This is a genomic window from Haloarcula sp. CBA1131, assembly GCF_008728975.1.
Classification (GTDB): Archaea; Halobacteriota; Halobacteria; order Halobacteriales; family Haloarculaceae; genus Haloarcula; species Haloarcula hispanica.
In genome coordinates, this window is record NZ_RPCY01000001.1 from 991,105 (window position 1) to 1,004,074 (window position 12,970).

Here is a 12,970-nt window from a genome sequence, read left to right on the forward strand (position 1 = left end):
ACGAAATGGGCGGCGTCACGCTATCGGCTGTGGCTACAGCCCCTCGAACTCCGTGATCGCCTCCCGCCAGTCTTCGGGGATCGGACGCGAGGATTCCGTGTCGCGATCGTACGTGACGACAGTCGTTTCCCCGGTCGCAGCCACACCGTCCTCGGTCCGGACCTCGTACTCGAAGGGGAAGCTCTTCCCGCCCAGACGGGGCACCCGGACGGCAACGGCGACGGAGTCACTGATCCGGACCGGCTGGATGTAATCGATTTCGAGGTTCGCGATGACCATGCCGGTGCCCGACTCGCTGCCCGAGAGCAGCGCTTCGCCACAGTCGACCACGTCGTGCAGGTAGTCGATGCGAGCCTCCTCGAAGTAGGTCGCGTACGTCGCGTTGTTGACGTGGCCGTACGTGTCGATGTCCGTGTACCGGACCTCGACTTCCGTCGTGTACTCGAAGCTCATGCCAGCAGTTCCGCGTGTTTCTCTTTGAGCTTCTCGATTTTCGGCGGGATGGTCAACTGACAGTAACTCTGGTCCGGATTCTTCTCGAAGTAGTCTTGATGGTACTTTTCCGCGGGATAGAACGTCTCCAGCGGCTCGACTTCGGTGACGATGTCGCTGTCGTAGCCCGGCTCTATCTCCTCGATGAGGGCTTCGACGGTTTCGCGCTGGGCCTCGTCGTGGTAGAACACGGCCGAGCGGTACTGCGTGCCGACGTCGTTGCCCTCCCGGTCTTTCGTCGTCGGGGTGTGCGTCGTGAAGTGGACCGCGAGCAGGTCCTCGTAGCTCACCTCGTCCGGATCGAAAGTGAGCTGGACGCACTCGGCGTGGCCCGTTTCCCCGCGGCAGACCGCCTCGTAGCTGGGGTCGGCGACGTGGCCGCCGGCGTAGCCCGAGACCACATCGGTCACGCCGTCGACCTGCTTGAACACCGATTCCGTACACCAGAAGCAACCGCCCGCGAATGTCGCTTGTTCAGTCATCACCGGACGTACGTGCCCGGCGTACAAAACTCACTGGCTGTGTTCGTCCCAGACGGACATCGGCCTACCGGTCGACCTCGCCCATGATAGTGTCCAGACTACCGATCGTCGCCACGAGGTCGGGGATGTACTCGCCGCGTGCCATCTCGGACAGCGCCTGGACGTGCGAGAAGGAGGGACCGCGGATCTTGAACCGGGCTGGCGTCTCCGTCCCGTCCGAACGGATGTAGATGCCGAGTTCGCCCTTGGCGGCCTCGACGGCGCGGTAAATCTCGGCGTCGGGATCGGGCCGGAGCGTGCGGGGGACGTTCGCCTGTATCTCGCGGTCGTCCTCGGGCCAGTCCTCCAGCAGGTCGACACACTGTTGGATAATCTTCGCGGACTCCTCTACTTCGCGCAGGCGCACGAGCAGGCGCGAGAAGTTGTCGCCGCCCTGCTCGGTGACGACCGACCAGTCGAGTTCGTCGTAGTAGCCGTAGGGGTCGTCCCGCCGGAGGTCGTAGTCGACGCCCGAGGCTCGGGCGACCGGCCCGGTACAGCCATAGGCCTTCGCGGTCTCGGCCGGGAGGTGGCCCGTGTCAACCGTTCGCAGTTGGAGGATTTCGTTGCTGGTGAGCATGTCGTGGTACTCCGTGAGCTTGTGCGGCAGGTCGTCGAGGAACGCGCGTATCTTCTCGAAGAACGCCTCGCGGGGCTCGGGCAGGTCCCAGGCGACGCCGCCCAGCCGCAGGTAGTTGAACATCAGCCGCTGGCCGGTGAGGTCCTCAAGGATGTCCTGCACGAGCTCGCGGTCCCGGACCCCCCACTGGAAGGTGGCGGTGAACTCCCCGACCACGTCCAGCGCGTAGGTCGCGACCGCAAGCATGTGCGAGAGAATTCGCGAGAGTTCGCCGCCCATCGTCCGGATGACCTGGGCATACGCCGGCACCTCGATGTCGGCGAGGTCTTCGGCCGTGCGGGCGTAGGCCCACTCGTTCAACAGCCCGGCCCCGCCCCAGTCCCAACGGTCCGGGTAGGGCATGATCTGGTGGCGGTAGGCCCCCTGCTGGCACATCTGTTCCTCACAGCGGTGGATGTAGCCGATGTCTGGGTCGACGGCCGCCACCTGCTCACCGTCGAGCTGGACGTTCAGGTGGAGAACGCCGTGCGTCGAGGGATGGTGTGGCCCCATGTTGAGGTGCATCGTCTCCGGCCCCTCACGGCGGTCTTCGAGCAGGCGCTCGTGCTCCCGGAAGGAGACGATCTGTGGCTGGTCCTGATTGTAGTCCCGGCTCAGTGGGTGGCCCTGCCAAGTCTCGGGCAGGAGAATGCGCCGGAGGTCCGGATGGTCCTCGTACTCGATGCCGACCAGGTCGTAGGCCTCCCGCTCGTGCCACGCCGCCGTCGGGTACACGGGTGCGGCTGACTCGCTGCTCGGCGACTCCCTGGGTGTCGGAACGACGACCGAGAGTTCCTGTGTCGGGTCGGCGTAGCGTCGCAGGTGATAGATCGTCTCGAACCGGTCGGCGTACTCCTGGGCTGTGACGCAGGCGCAGTGGTCCAGACCGGCCTCGGTTCGAAGCGTCGAGAGGACGGTCTGGACCTCGTCAGCACGGATGACAGCAGCCGGGGCGTTCTCGTGGCGTTCGGTGGAAAGGACGTGGTCGGCGATCGGCTCGATAAGCGGATGGACATCGTCGGTTCGGTGGACTGTCTGGGCCATCTCCGTGACCGTGCGTTCGGCGTTTGCGTCCCTCGACCTGTCCCCTCATGCCCGAGGTTATTTTAAATACCTCTCGGAACAGTCAGGTATGAAGTACGTCACGCTCTCGCTGTGGATGGCCCCTGAGGTCCGCCACTCGATGCACCAGTTCGTCGTTGAGCACGACGGCTACGAGGCGAGCTATCTCCTCCGGGGCAACGACATCGGTTCCGACCTCCAGACGCTGCTGTTTCACGTCGACGGCTTCCCGCCGGAGCCCTACCGAGCGGCGCTGGAACAGGCCGAAACCGTCCGGGAATATGCTATCTCGACGTGTCCCGATGAGACGTTCTTCCTCTACGTACAGGATTCTCCGTCGGCGACCGGTCACGACCTCGTCGACGCCCTCACGCGGGCCGGTCTGGTCATCGTCTCGCCGGTCGCCTACCACGCCGATGGCACGGTCGGACTCACGCTGGTCGGTCCGGGCGGGACGGTCCAGCAGGCAGTCGAGACGGTGCCAGACGGCGTCTCCGTCGACGTTCGGGAGGTGGGGGAGTACGACAGCCGGCGGCTCGACACCGGCGCGGCGCTCACCGACCGGCAGTTCGAGGCCGTCGCCGCCGCCGTCGACTGTGGGTACTACGGCGACACTCGCGAAGGCGGCGTCGACGATGTCGCCGATGAACTCGGCTGTGCACCCGGAACTGCCGCTGAACACCTCCGGAAAGCTGAGGCCCGCGTGATGGCTGACATACTCGAACAGCGTCCCGCATCGACGGCGTAGTCCGCTCTGCCCGGGAACTGTCGGAGCGGTTGCCTACCGTATGCTGTCCCGAAAAACTATAAACTCCGGAACAGTGCCTTCTAATGCTGGATTGCGAACGCATCACAGGGGCCAGCGGTAGCCCGACTCAGGACAACACCGACCATGAACACAGTAACTATCGACGACGTACCGGTCGAACGGAATCCGATGCAGGTACACGACATCCGCAAGCCCGTTTCCCGGAAACTCGGGACCGAGCATTTCGCGGCAAACTACTTCGAACTCGAACCTGGCGACTCCTTCTCGGGGAGCCTCCACCGCCACCACGACCAAGAAGAGGTGTTCTACATCGAACAGGGACAGACCACCTTCGAGGTCGGCCTCGACCGCGAGGAAGTCGATGTTTCGGGCGGCGAATTGATTCGCTTCGAGCCCGGCGAGTTTCAGGAAGGGTACAACTCCGGCGACGAGCGCGTCATCGGCTGGGCCTTTGGCGCGCCCGGCGCGACCCACGACTGGGACGCCATCGAATCGAGAGCGCACTGTCCAGAGTGCGACACGGAAACCACCCAGAGTGTCGCCCTCGCCGACGGTCGGTTCGAACTGACCTGTACCGACTGCGGGAACGTCCAGGGCTAGGACCCACTTCTGTCGCTCTCGTGACTGGTAACAGGTGTTTGTACAGCCAGAAAGCCCCCGCTCGCTCGACTCCTGCGACTCTCTGCGCGCTTCCTCGCTCCTCAACGTCGCTCGTCAGTGCTTGCATCGCCTCGAACGTCGAGCGAGCGGCCCCTTTCAGTCCCACCCGTAGCCGGTTGGACAAAGAATGCTGGGCGGGACTGAAAGGGGCGTTGTCGGCGCTGTGCGCCGACTGCTCGGGAGACCGCAGGTCTCCCGGTGGGCGGCTGGACGAAGGCGGGCGATGTAAGCACCACAGGAACGACCGGAGGGAGTGACAAGGAGCGCAGCGAGTCCCCCGAGTTCAGCCGGCCGGGGCTTTCTGGCTCTTTGCATAAACAACGACCCCGTCAGTCATTCCACCCGCTGCTAGCCCGCAATTCATATCGCATCGCGTCACGAAGCCCGGGTATGTCACTGGCCGACCTGGAGTGGCGCGTCATCGGCGAGGAAACACGACCCGGACCGATGACGATGGCGCTGGAAGCGGCCGCTGCCGAAACCGTCGCCGCGGGCGGTCCGGCAACGGTGCGAGTGTACACCTGGCCCGATACGCTGTCGCTGGGCTACGGGCAGGACCCCGACACCATCGACTGGGAGTTCTGCGAGCGCGAGGACGTTGGTGTAACGCGACGGCCCACCGGTGGCGGCGCAATTTATCACGACAGCGTGGCGGACATCTCGTACGGCATCATCGCGCCGGCCGACGCCGTGCCGGGCGACTTGATGGCGTGCTACGAACAGTTCTGTGAGCCCGTTTTGGACGCGTTCGAGCGCATGGGCGTCGACGCGTCGTTTGCTGACGACGAGCGGTCGGCGGTCCACCAGCCGGCCTGTTACCTGCGACAACTCCATCCGGCCCACGATATCGTCGGCCCCGATGGCCGCAAACTCAGCGGGAACGCGCAGTACCGCCAGAAAGACGCCGTCATCCAGCACGGCTCCCTGTCCGTCTCGCTGCGCCCCGACCGCCACTGCGGCTGTTTCACCGCCGACCCCGACTCGGAGCGGTTCACCGAACGTGTCGGGGCGATAGACGAATACGCCGATATCGACCGCGCCGAAGCCGTCGAGACGCTCCGCTCGACGCTGGCCGAGTGGGTCGACGCGACCGAGGGCTCGTGGACGGATGACGAACTCTTACGCGCACGCGAGCACGCGAGGGATAAATTCGACACAGACGAGTGGATTCGCCGGTCGCCCTGACGCTGGCGGTGCGGTCCGGCGATGACGGCCGTGCCGGGCCACCACGAGCCGCGTCCTACCCTGAAAGATCGCCCTTCAGAGTGTTTCTTCGACAAACTGCGAGATAAGGCGGTCCTCGGCAGTCCGGAGCTGGTACTGCACGGTCGACCGGGGCTCGTCCAGTATCGATGCGAGGTCCTTGACCGAGACTTCCCGCGGCCGCTCGTAGTAGCCGTGGGTCACGGCGGCCTTCAGCACCCGCCACTGTTGGGGCGAGAAGTTCGTCGCGACCCGTTCGGTGGCCTTCCAGTTTCCAGCACTGGTGATGTGAGACACCGAGAGTGTGACGCCATCGCGGAGGCTCGATTCGATTCTGTCGTACACCTCGCCGATGGGGTTCGACCCCGGATAGAGGACGCGCCAGCGGTACTCGTCGCCAGTCCGCCGGGATTCGAAGATAGCCCCGTCACTGACGTGCCGGTGAAGGAAACTCGGTAGCGACTGACAGCCGCTGATTTCGCGACGCAACGTGTACACTGTCCGCGACGTCTCCCCGCGGTCCAGCATGTGGTACGTCCGCGTCGTCTCACAACTCACGACGTCGAAACACTCGTTACAGCGGTCTTCGTCCAGGAAGACCTCGTCGAACGCACTCAGGGCCTCGGGCGACCCCTTCGCGTGGTCCAGCCGCCACATATGGTCGTCACCGACGAAGATGGCCGAGGACCACACAGAGAGGCTTTCGTACTGCCGGAACACGTCCATCAGGCTATCGGCTCCCGCGTCGAACTGCAAGACGAACTCGAACTCGCGTGTTTCATCTACTGCGGCCTGTGATTCGGTCATTTGGCTATTACTAACTTATCGAGACCAGTATAAGTCGATTATCAGTCGACTGAAGACGCTCAAAACTAGATAGTTGGCTATTGATAAGAATATGCTCGACAGCGAGGTCACCGATGTCGGCGCGGTGGTCGATTTATCGTGACCCTCACACCTGCAATGACGGGCTACGAGGGCGGACTGTCCAACGTTCCTGACAACAGAGCTACGTCACCGTTTTGTGGCAACCCGGCCAAGCAGTGGCATGGTCTCGTCCCCCGCTGATGACGACGCTGCCGACACCTCCGCCGACCCTCAGGCAGCCGACGGCAGCGCCGCAACGCTTTCCGAGGAAGAACTGTACGCGGTTGTTCGGGTGGCTACCGAGGACGCAGTGCTTGGCGCGCTCGGCACGCTCATGTTGGTCGGTATCGGCATCGTACTGGCCTCCTGGGGCGCAGCGTTACTAATGTCAGCAACGCCGCTTCCAGCGGCTATCGGCGTGGTTCTCGTCCTGTTCGGTGCATACCTCGCGCTATCGAGCCTCCGCATGATCCCGCCCGTTCGCGAGTGGGTCTGAGGCGGTCGGGTATCCCTGTTCCCCGGTCTGTCGTCCCGCCCCGGCGAAATCCGGACACGAGCTATAACCGACCGTGGCACTCCGGAACCTCTTTTGTCGGGCATCACCGACCGGTGTGCATGGTACGAGTCGGGGCGCACACCTCTATCGCCGGCGGCGTCTACAACGCCGTCGAGGAACAGGTCGAATACAGCGGTAACTGCGGGCAGATCTTCTCCCATTCGCCACAGGTCTGGCAGGACCCGAACATCGACGACGACGAGGCCGAGCAGTTCCGCGACCTCGCGGCCGAACACGGCGTCGGCCCGTGGGTCATCCACTCGTCGTATCTGGTCAACCTCTGTACGCCCAAAGACGACCTCCGCGAGAAGTCCCTCGATTCGATGCAAAAGGAGGTCGACGCCGCCGCGAAGCTGGGCATCGAGTACGTCAACGTCCACCTCGGCGCTCACACCGGCGCGGGCGTCGACGGCGGCCTGGACAACGCCGCGAGCGTGCTGGACGACCTCGACATCCCCGAGGGCGTCACCGTGCTAGTCGAGTCCGACGCCGGCAGCGGGACGAAGCTCGGCGGCCAGTTCGAGCATCTCGCGACGGTCCGGGAGCGAACCGACCAGGACATCGAGTTCTGTCTCGACACGGCCCACATGTTCGCCGCGGGCTACGACCTCTCGACGCCTGAGGCCGTCGACGAGACGCTCGCGGAGTTCGACGAGGCTGTCGGCTTCGATGACCTCGCCTGCGTTCACCTCAACGACTCCAAACACGAGTGCGGGACGAACAAGGACGAACACGCCCACATCGGCGAGGGCCACATCGGCGAGGACGGGATGCGCGCGTTCGTCAATCACGACGCCATCCGCGACGTGCCGCTGGTGCTCGAGACGCCGACCGAGAACGGCAAGAGTTTCGCCTGGAACATCGAGCGCGTCAAGGAACTCCGCGGCGAATAGACGTCGCTATCGAGCGCGGCGTATCCGAGCTTCTCGACTCTGTGGGGAAGTTCGAGCGCGTTCGACCGCGGTACTTTTGGGGGCGACTCGACTCTGAGGAACTGTGCGCAGGTTCTCCGCCGACTACCTCGAAACCACCCGCAGGGGGATGTGGGCCGACTCCCGCGAGGCGCTCTCGGACCTGCAGTTAGGCGAGTGCGAGCGCGTCCTCGACGTGGGCTGTGGGACCGGTGAACTGACCCGTGTCCTCCGCGAGGAGACCGACGGAACGGTCGTCGGCCTCGACGCTGATACGGATCTGCTGGCCGCCGCCGGCGACCCGACCGTCTGCGGCGACGCGACGCGGCTCCCCTTTGCCGGCGACAGCTTCGACCTGGTGGTGTGTCAGGCGCTGCTCATCAACCTCCCTGACCCCGAGGTCGCGGTTCGGGAGTTCGCCCGCGTCGCCACCGACCGGGTGGCCGCCATCGAGCCGAACAACGCCGCCGTCACCGTCGAGTCGACCGTCGACGCGGAGCCGACACTGGCCCGCCGCGCTCGCCGGCTGTTCCTCGATGGCGTGCGGACGGACGTCACTCTCGGGAGCGACGCCGCCGACGTGTTCCGCGACGCGGGGTTGTCCGTCGTCTCGACGACGCAGTACGACCAGGAGCAGCGCATCGAGCCGCCCTACGACGACGCGGCGATGCAGGCGGCCCAGCGGAAAGCCACTGGAACCGGACTGGCACACAACCGCGAGACGATTCTCAACGGCGATGCGACGCCCGCCGAGTACGACGCGCTCCGCGAGCGCTGGCGGTCGATGGGCCGGGACGTAATCGAGCAGATGCAAGCGGAGGCCTACGAACGCCGCGAGACGGTCCCGTTCTTCGTTACCGTCGGCGAGGTTCAGTGACCTGCTCGTTCTCGGCTTCAGGGAGGAAATAGCCCGCCAGTCTGTAGACTGCGCCGTCCAGCAGGCTGGCGACCAGTCCGACGACGCCGCCGACGACAGCGGCGACACCGGCCCCGATGAGCAAGACAAGCAGCACCGCCTGCAGTCGGACCCCGCCGCTCTGTAGCGTCGGCACGAGTGCCACCGCGAACAGACCCAGCAGGAACGCGACGCCGGTGGCACAGCCGGCCGCAACTCCGTGGAGGACGAGCGTGCTGACTCCTGCCGAGTCAAGCGCCACCCGGCCGTGAACCCATCGGACCGCCAGGACGAACAGCGCCCAGAGGTAGCAGAAGACGGCCACGCCGACGAGGGTGTTCAGCCCGGCAAGCAGGTCGGCGAGGCCGCCGCTCGCGTGGGCGGCGAGGACGCCGAGCAGGACGAACAGGGCGGTGTCGAACGTTGCGAGCGTCCACGTCACGAGCGATACCCGTCGCGCGTCGGCCCGTTCCGCGGTGTGTGCTGGCTCGGTCTCGGCCCCGGTCGCTATCTCGCTTTCACCTCTCCGCTCACGCTGGTCCTCAGCCATGCGCGAGGACCTCCGCGAGGACGACGATGCTCAGGAGGAGGGCCGCTGTCGCGCCGTAGGCCCGCGAAAGCGTTCGCCGAAGGGCTGGGGACAGGTCACCGGATGTTGCCTCGCGGTCGCTGGCTTGAACGAGGAGGAGCGTCCGGACGACCGACCCGACGACGAGGCCGACGACGACGGTGAGTTTCACCAGCAGGGTTCGTCCCCAATCGGTTCCGGGTCCTGGCGGCCCGAGCGTGCCGAGGTTGCCGACGCCGGTGAACACGAGCACGCCGACGCCGGCCCAGAACAGCCACTCGAACTGTCGCGCGGGCGCGAGCGAAGCGATAGCGCCGCTCCGATAGCTGTACCAGAGGAGGGTCGTGCCGCCGACGAGGACCGCCATCGCGAGGACGTGGAGGGTTCGAATCGGGAGGGCTGCCATAGCTGTCGCTTCACCGGCAGGTCGCAAAGAATCAGGGGGTCACTCCGACCGGTCGACTGTCACTACGTCCTCGCCCGTCGCCACGTTGTACCGTGTCGACGGGTCGACGGTCAGGCTGACGACGCCGCTGTCGAGTGCGTCCGGGCGCTCGAACCTGACGACCGTCGACCGGGCGGTGAAATCGCTGGTGTAGACACAGGGCTGTGTGTAACAGCCGAACGCGTGGATGCCGTCCGCCGTCTCCTCGATGCGTTTCAGGTGGGGGAGAATCGACCCTGACCCCCAGCCGGTCTGGACGACGAGCACGGCGTGGCTCTCGAAGTCGGTGTCGGCGGCGAGACTGTAGGCGTCACCCCTGTCGTTTTCGAACCGTTCGATGTCGTCCGCATCCGTCAGCAGCGTCGCGTAGAGCTGGTCGTCGGTGTTGTCTTCGACGAACTCCAGCCCTTCGTCGGCAAACAGCGTCCCTCGCGTCGACGCCTGCTCGAACGACAGCGACGGCTCGGCCGGCATGTTTGCACAGAGATACAGCGGGTCGCGGTCGCCCTCGCCGGAGTCGTCGATGTTGCATTCGATGTCCTCGATTTCGTACGGCGGCGTATCGACCCGGTCCAGGTCGCCGGGCAGCCTGTTCGGCGTGTCCGTCGGCGTTTCGTCGTCGGTTTCGGTATCGGTGGCTTCGTCCTCCGTCTCGGTGTCGGTGGCTCCGTCGTCGGTCTCGGTGTCGGGAGCAGTTCCCGGCGACGGATGCGTGCGTGTTTCCGTGCCGCCGTCCCCACTGCCGTTCCCGCCCGGCGCGAGACAGCCGCTCAGGGCACCCATCGCCATGCCACCGACCAGTCCCAGGGTCGCTCGTCGCGTCCGTTGCATACGATTCCCTTCCCGTGGTGTGGGTGTATTCCTTCTGTTCGCTCAAAACCGCGTTGTAGTTGTCATGGGCTGTGTTCGCGCCCAGCGGTTCCGCGCGGGGCGATGGCACCCGCCGATAGACCCTTGCGGGGCGAGCAGCTACGGACGACACGTACCGATTCGCGTCTCCACATGATACCACCGCTCGTCCGCCGCTGTCCGGAGTGCCGACACGTTACCTGGAGCCGCCGGTTCGCTGCCGTCGACGACGGCGAGCGCGGCTCGGGGCTCGTCGAATGTCCCGCCTGCGGACATCGATTCTCGACGGTCGCCGCGCCCTGGCTGCAGTAATCGGCCTACCAAAGCCGGCGGCGACCGCCTACACCACGTCGCCCCGAACCGTCGCTCCCTCCTGCTGTGCCCGGTACTCTTTGACCGCGTCGGCGGCGTCGCCGGCCTCCGTCTCGTCCATCCCGAGCATCGACAGCGACTGGGTCAGCGTCGGGAAGACGAACTCGTTGTCACGGAGCTTCTGGAACGCCTCCGGCGACCGTTCGCCGTCGAGCCACAGGCAGGCCCCGCGCGGGTCCAGAATCTGCTCGTAGTCGTTTCGCATCTTCGCCCCCTTGAGCCGCTGGGTGACGTTGTCCTCGAAGGAGGCGTTACACACTTCCAGATGGACCGGCTCGTCGTCGTTCAGGAGGTGGGCGGCGAGGCACTTTTCGGGCGCGGCGTGGCCGTTGGCGTTCGCGCGGATGTACTCGGGATGCTCGTCGGCCCACGCGGCGCGGACGGTCTTGCCGACGCCGTCGACGCCGTGACTGCGCTGGAACTCCTCGGCGCGCTCCGGCGCGTCCTTGAACAGGATGTCCTTGGTGACGTACACGTCCAGTCGCTCGACCGGGTCCAGCCCGAGCGCCACGTCGCCGTACACCCACACCTCCCGGACCGGGACCGGCATCGTCTCCGCTTCGACCGTCGTGACGATCTCCTCGACGCGCTCGACTGCCTCCGGACGGTCCATACTCATTGTCCCCTCTACCGGTCGGGCGGCCTAAACGCTGACTCTCCGCGCCCGTCGCGTTGCGGCTCGCCATGCCACCTTGTGATGCTCACCGACGAACGTGATCGGCCGCGATTTTGCTCCCTTTGACGCAGGCGACGGTGCCAAGCCCCGGCCAGGTGGTGTCGCCCGCGAGGTAGAACCCCTCGATACCGATGTTCTGTGGCACAGCCCCCTGGTTCGCGTTTGCCCGCGTCTGCTTGTACCCGCCGACAGCCCCGCGGGGTCGCTTCGTGAACTGCTCGTAGGTGACCGGCGTCGCCACCTCGGAGACGACCGGGTCGGTCCCGAGGTCGGGATAGACGGTCCGGCCGCCCGCCAACAGTTGCTCGCGAGCGGCCGCCTTCTGTTCCCCGTAGGCCGCCTCGTCAAGGCCTTGCCACGGCTCGACTGCACAGTGGGTGGATAGCATGACTGCCCGGTGCCCTGCCGGTGCGCTCACGTCGTCACCCGGCGCGGAGACGGAGACGAACATGTTGTTCCCGTTGCCCAGCGGCTCGTCGTAGGCCTGCAGAATTTGGTGGTGCGTCCGCTCGCGGCTGTCGACCTCGGCTGCCGGGACACCGAGAAACAGCACGAGTGCGCTCCCCTCGTGGGCTTGCAGCATCGAACAGTAGTCGTCGAGTCTGTCGCCGACGACCGTCGGTGCGAGGCTTCTGGTAACGGGAACTGGGACAGTGCTGACGACCTGGTCTGCGTGGACCGGACCAGCCGCCGAGTCCACGCGAAAGCCGCTGTTGGAGCCGGTCACCGCAGTCACGGTTCGACCGGTCTCGACTCGCCCGCCGATGTCCGTGTACTGGTCGACGAAGGACTCCCAGAAGCCGTACATCCCGCCGGTCGCCCGGCCCAGCCCTGTCCGACGGATCGTCATTCCAAGGACGGCGTTTAACAGCGGCGCGTCGTCGAGCGTGGCATGGACCGTATCCTCGACGAGCATCGAGACGACTGCTCGGAGCGGTCGGTCGTCGTACACGCCGTGGGCGCGCATCGCGTCGGCCATCGTCCAGTGGAGATATCTGGCCAGCGGCAGGTCCCGAAGGCCGACCGCACTGGCGTTCCGAACGAGATCGCCGACACTCTGTATCGGCATCTTGACGTCTGTTCTGGTGAGTCGCCAGAGCCGCGCCGAGAGATCGTCGATGAAGTCGTAGAACGCGAGATGTCGCCTGTCGTCGCCGAGTTTCGTGCGCCGCTCGGCGTCCCAGTCCGTCTGGTCGCGGTACAGCGTCACTGTCCGGTCCGGCAGCCAGACGTCGTAGGCGTCCTGTCTCTCCATTGGTGGGGATTCGAAGCCGACAGTCGACAACAGCTGGCCGCCGACACCCCCCGTGACGAAATCCACGAGTGTCGTCGCGCCGACATCGAACCGGAACCCCGCCCGCTCGTAGTAGCCCGCACAACCACCGACGCTGTGGTGCTGTTCGAGAACGACCGTCGAGTAGCCGTCTGCCTGCAATCGTGCGGCCGTGCTCATACCGGCGACACCGCCTCCGATGACGGCCACGTCCGCGGATTCAGTTCCCATG

16 protein-coding genes are annotated in these 12,970 nt (G+C 65.6%); 6 read left to right on the top strand and 10 right to left on the bottom strand.

All coding sequences use genetic code 11. The annotated features are described in order from the left end of the window. Positions 1-33: 33 nt before the first annotated feature. The 3 genes from Har1131_RS05180 to Har1131_RS05190 all read right to left on the bottom strand — a co-directional run bounded on the left by Har1131_RS05180 (position 34) and on the right by Har1131_RS05190 (position 2,676). A complete protein-coding gene (locus tag Har1131_RS05180; protein WP_014041210.1) occupies positions 34-453 on the bottom strand; it encodes a thioesterase family protein in 420 nt (139 codons plus the stop codon). Further along, positions 450-974 (bottom strand): peptide-methionine (S)-S-oxide reductase MsrA, encoded by a 525-nt coding sequence (msrA, locus tag Har1131_RS05185; RefSeq protein ID WP_023843406.1) that lies wholly within the window; start codon positions 972-974, stop codon positions 450-452. Before msrA ends, Har1131_RS05180 begins: the two co-directional genes overlap by 4 nt. Before the next feature lie 64 nt (positions 975-1,038). Next, positions 1,039-2,676: an NADH-quinone oxidoreductase subunit D gene (locus Har1131_RS05190; RefSeq protein ID WP_050037029.1), complete on the bottom strand. Its 1,638-nt coding sequence runs from the start codon at positions 2,674-2,676 to the stop codon at positions 1,039-1,041. Between the two features lie 88 nt (positions 2,677-2,764). Here Har1131_RS05190 and Har1131_RS05195 point away from each other — a divergent pair, with 88 nt between their 5' ends. The 3 genes from Har1131_RS05195 to Har1131_RS05205 all read left to right on the top strand — a co-directional run bounded on the left by Har1131_RS05195 (position 2,765) and on the right by Har1131_RS05205 (position 5,308). Further along, entirely contained in the window at positions 2,765-3,442 is a 678-nt protein-coding gene (locus tag Har1131_RS05195; protein ID WP_050037028.1) for a helix-turn-helix domain-containing protein, read from the top strand. Between the two features lie 144 nt (positions 3,443-3,586). Then, positions 3,587-4,063, top strand: a complete 477-nt coding sequence (locus Har1131_RS05200) for a cupin domain-containing protein (protein ID WP_050007074.1) — start codon at positions 3,587-3,589, stop codon at positions 4,061-4,063. 450 nt (positions 4,064-4,513) lie between these two features. After that, positions 4,514-5,308 carry a biotin/lipoate A/B protein ligase family protein gene (locus Har1131_RS05205; RefSeq protein ID WP_151103760.1) on the top strand — a complete coding sequence of 265 codons (795 nt, stop codon included), beginning with the start codon at positions 4,514-4,516 and terminating at the stop codon, positions 5,306-5,308. A gap of 75 nt (positions 5,309-5,383) precedes the next feature. On the opposite strand, the gene Har1131_RS05210 is transcribed toward Har1131_RS05205, so the two are convergent. Next, on the bottom strand, positions 5,384-6,133 hold the full coding sequence (locus Har1131_RS05210; protein ID WP_151145348.1) for a helix-turn-helix domain-containing protein: 750 nt from the start codon (positions 6,131-6,133) through the stop codon (positions 5,384-5,386). 241 nt (positions 6,134-6,374) lie between these two features. Between Har1131_RS05210 and Har1131_RS05215 the strand changes: the two genes are divergently transcribed. The 3 genes from Har1131_RS05215 to Har1131_RS05225 all read left to right on the top strand — a co-directional run bounded on the left by Har1131_RS05215 (position 6,375) and on the right by Har1131_RS05225 (position 8,537). Then, positions 6,375-6,689, top strand: coding sequence for a hypothetical protein (locus Har1131_RS05215; RefSeq protein ID WP_008308090.1), 315 nt, complete (start codon positions 6,375-6,377; stop codon positions 6,687-6,689). Between the two features lie 119 nt (positions 6,690-6,808). Next, the gene (locus Har1131_RS05220) at positions 6,809-7,642 is read left to right on the top strand and encodes a deoxyribonuclease IV (RefSeq protein ID WP_151145351.1); all 834 of its coding nucleotides are present in this window, start codon (positions 6,809-6,811) and stop codon (positions 7,640-7,642) included. Positions 7,643-7,790: 148 nt separating this feature from the next. Continuing rightward, a complete protein-coding gene (locus Har1131_RS05225) occupies positions 7,791-8,537 on the top strand; it encodes a methyltransferase domain-containing protein (protein WP_014041202.1) in 747 nt (248 codons plus the stop codon). On the opposite strand, the gene Har1131_RS05230 is transcribed toward Har1131_RS05225, so the two are convergent. The 6 genes from Har1131_RS05230 to Har1131_RS05250 form a co-directional block, all read right to left on the bottom strand. After that, entirely contained in the window at positions 8,515-9,105 is a 591-nt protein-coding gene (locus Har1131_RS05230; protein ID WP_151145354.1) for a hypothetical protein, read from the bottom strand. The two genes, Har1131_RS05225 and Har1131_RS05230, sit on opposite strands and share 23 nt — an antisense overlap. Next, positions 9,098-9,529, bottom strand: a complete 432-nt coding sequence (locus Har1131_RS05235) for a CopD family protein (RefSeq protein ID WP_151145357.1) — start codon at positions 9,527-9,529, stop codon at positions 9,098-9,100. Before Har1131_RS05235 ends, Har1131_RS05230 begins: the two co-directional genes overlap by 8 nt. Before the next feature lie 39 nt (positions 9,530-9,568). Then, positions 9,569-10,399: a hypothetical protein gene (locus Har1131_RS05240; RefSeq protein ID WP_050037024.1), complete on the bottom strand. Its 831-nt coding sequence runs from the start codon at positions 10,397-10,399 to the stop codon at positions 9,569-9,571. 138 nt (positions 10,400-10,537) lie between these two features. Next, positions 10,538-10,693 (bottom strand): hypothetical protein, encoded by a 156-nt coding sequence (locus Har1131_RS21640; protein WP_154020789.1) that lies wholly within the window; start codon positions 10,691-10,693, stop codon positions 10,538-10,540. A 64-nt stretch (positions 10,694-10,757) separates the two neighbouring features. After that, positions 10,758-11,408: a hypothetical protein gene (locus Har1131_RS05245; RefSeq protein ID WP_175055143.1), complete on the bottom strand. Its 651-nt coding sequence runs from the start codon at positions 11,406-11,408 to the stop codon at positions 10,758-10,760. A gap of 82 nt (positions 11,409-11,490) precedes the next feature. After that, positions 11,491-12,969: an NAD(P)/FAD-dependent oxidoreductase gene (locus Har1131_RS05250; protein WP_151145360.1), complete on the bottom strand. Its 1,479-nt coding sequence runs from the start codon at positions 12,967-12,969 to the stop codon at positions 11,491-11,493. Between the last annotated feature and the right edge of the window lies 1 nt (position 12,970).

Coding starts and splice junctions, on each gene's coding strand:
- Har1131_RS05180 (WP_014041210.1), bottom strand. CDS start 453: ATGAGCTTCGAGTACACGACGGAAGTCGAGGTCCGGTACACGGACATC.
- msrA (WP_023843406.1), bottom strand. CDS start 974: ATGACTGAACAAGCGACATTCGCGGGCGGTTGCTTCTGGTGTACGGAA.
- Har1131_RS05190 (WP_050037029.1), bottom strand. CDS start 2,676: ATGGCCCAGACAGTCCACCGAACCGACGATGTCCATCCGCTTATCGAG.
- Har1131_RS05195 (WP_050037028.1), top strand. CDS start 2,765: ATGAAGTACGTCACGCTCTCGCTGTGGATGGCCCCTGAGGTCCGCCAC.
- Har1131_RS05200 (WP_050007074.1), top strand. CDS start 3,587: ATGAACACAGTAACTATCGACGACGTACCGGTCGAACGGAATCCGATG.
- Har1131_RS05205 (WP_151103760.1), top strand. CDS start 4,514: ATGTCACTGGCCGACCTGGAGTGGCGCGTCATCGGCGAGGAAACACGA.
- Har1131_RS05210 (WP_151145348.1), bottom strand. CDS start 6,133: ATGACCGAATCACAGGCCGCAGTAGATGAAACACGCGAGTTCGAGTTC.
- Har1131_RS05215 (WP_008308090.1), top strand. CDS start 6,375: ATGGTCTCGTCCCCCGCTGATGACGACGCTGCCGACACCTCCGCCGAC.
- Har1131_RS05220 (WP_151145351.1), top strand. CDS start 6,809: ATGGTACGAGTCGGGGCGCACACCTCTATCGCCGGCGGCGTCTACAAC.
- Har1131_RS05225 (WP_014041202.1), top strand. CDS start 7,791: ATGTGGGCCGACTCCCGCGAGGCGCTCTCGGACCTGCAGTTAGGCGAG.
- Har1131_RS05230 (WP_151145354.1), bottom strand. CDS start 9,105: ATGGCTGAGGACCAGCGTGAGCGGAGAGGTGAAAGCGAGATAGCGACC.
- Har1131_RS05235 (WP_151145357.1), bottom strand. CDS start 9,529: ATGGCAGCCCTCCCGATTCGAACCCTCCACGTCCTCGCGATGGCGGTC.
- Har1131_RS05240 (WP_050037024.1), bottom strand. CDS start 10,399: ATGCAACGGACGCGACGAGCGACCCTGGGACTGGTCGGTGGCATGGCG.
- Har1131_RS21640 (WP_154020789.1), bottom strand. CDS start 10,693: ATGTCCGCAGGCGGGACATTCGACGAGCCCCGAGCCGCGCTCGCCGTC.
- Har1131_RS05245 (WP_175055143.1), bottom strand. CDS start 11,408: ATGAGTATGGACCGTCCGGAGGCAGTCGAGCGCGTCGAGGAGATCGTC.
- Har1131_RS05250 (WP_151145360.1), bottom strand. CDS start 12,969: ATGGGAACTGAATCCGCGGACGTGGCCGTCATCGGAGGCGGTGTCGCC.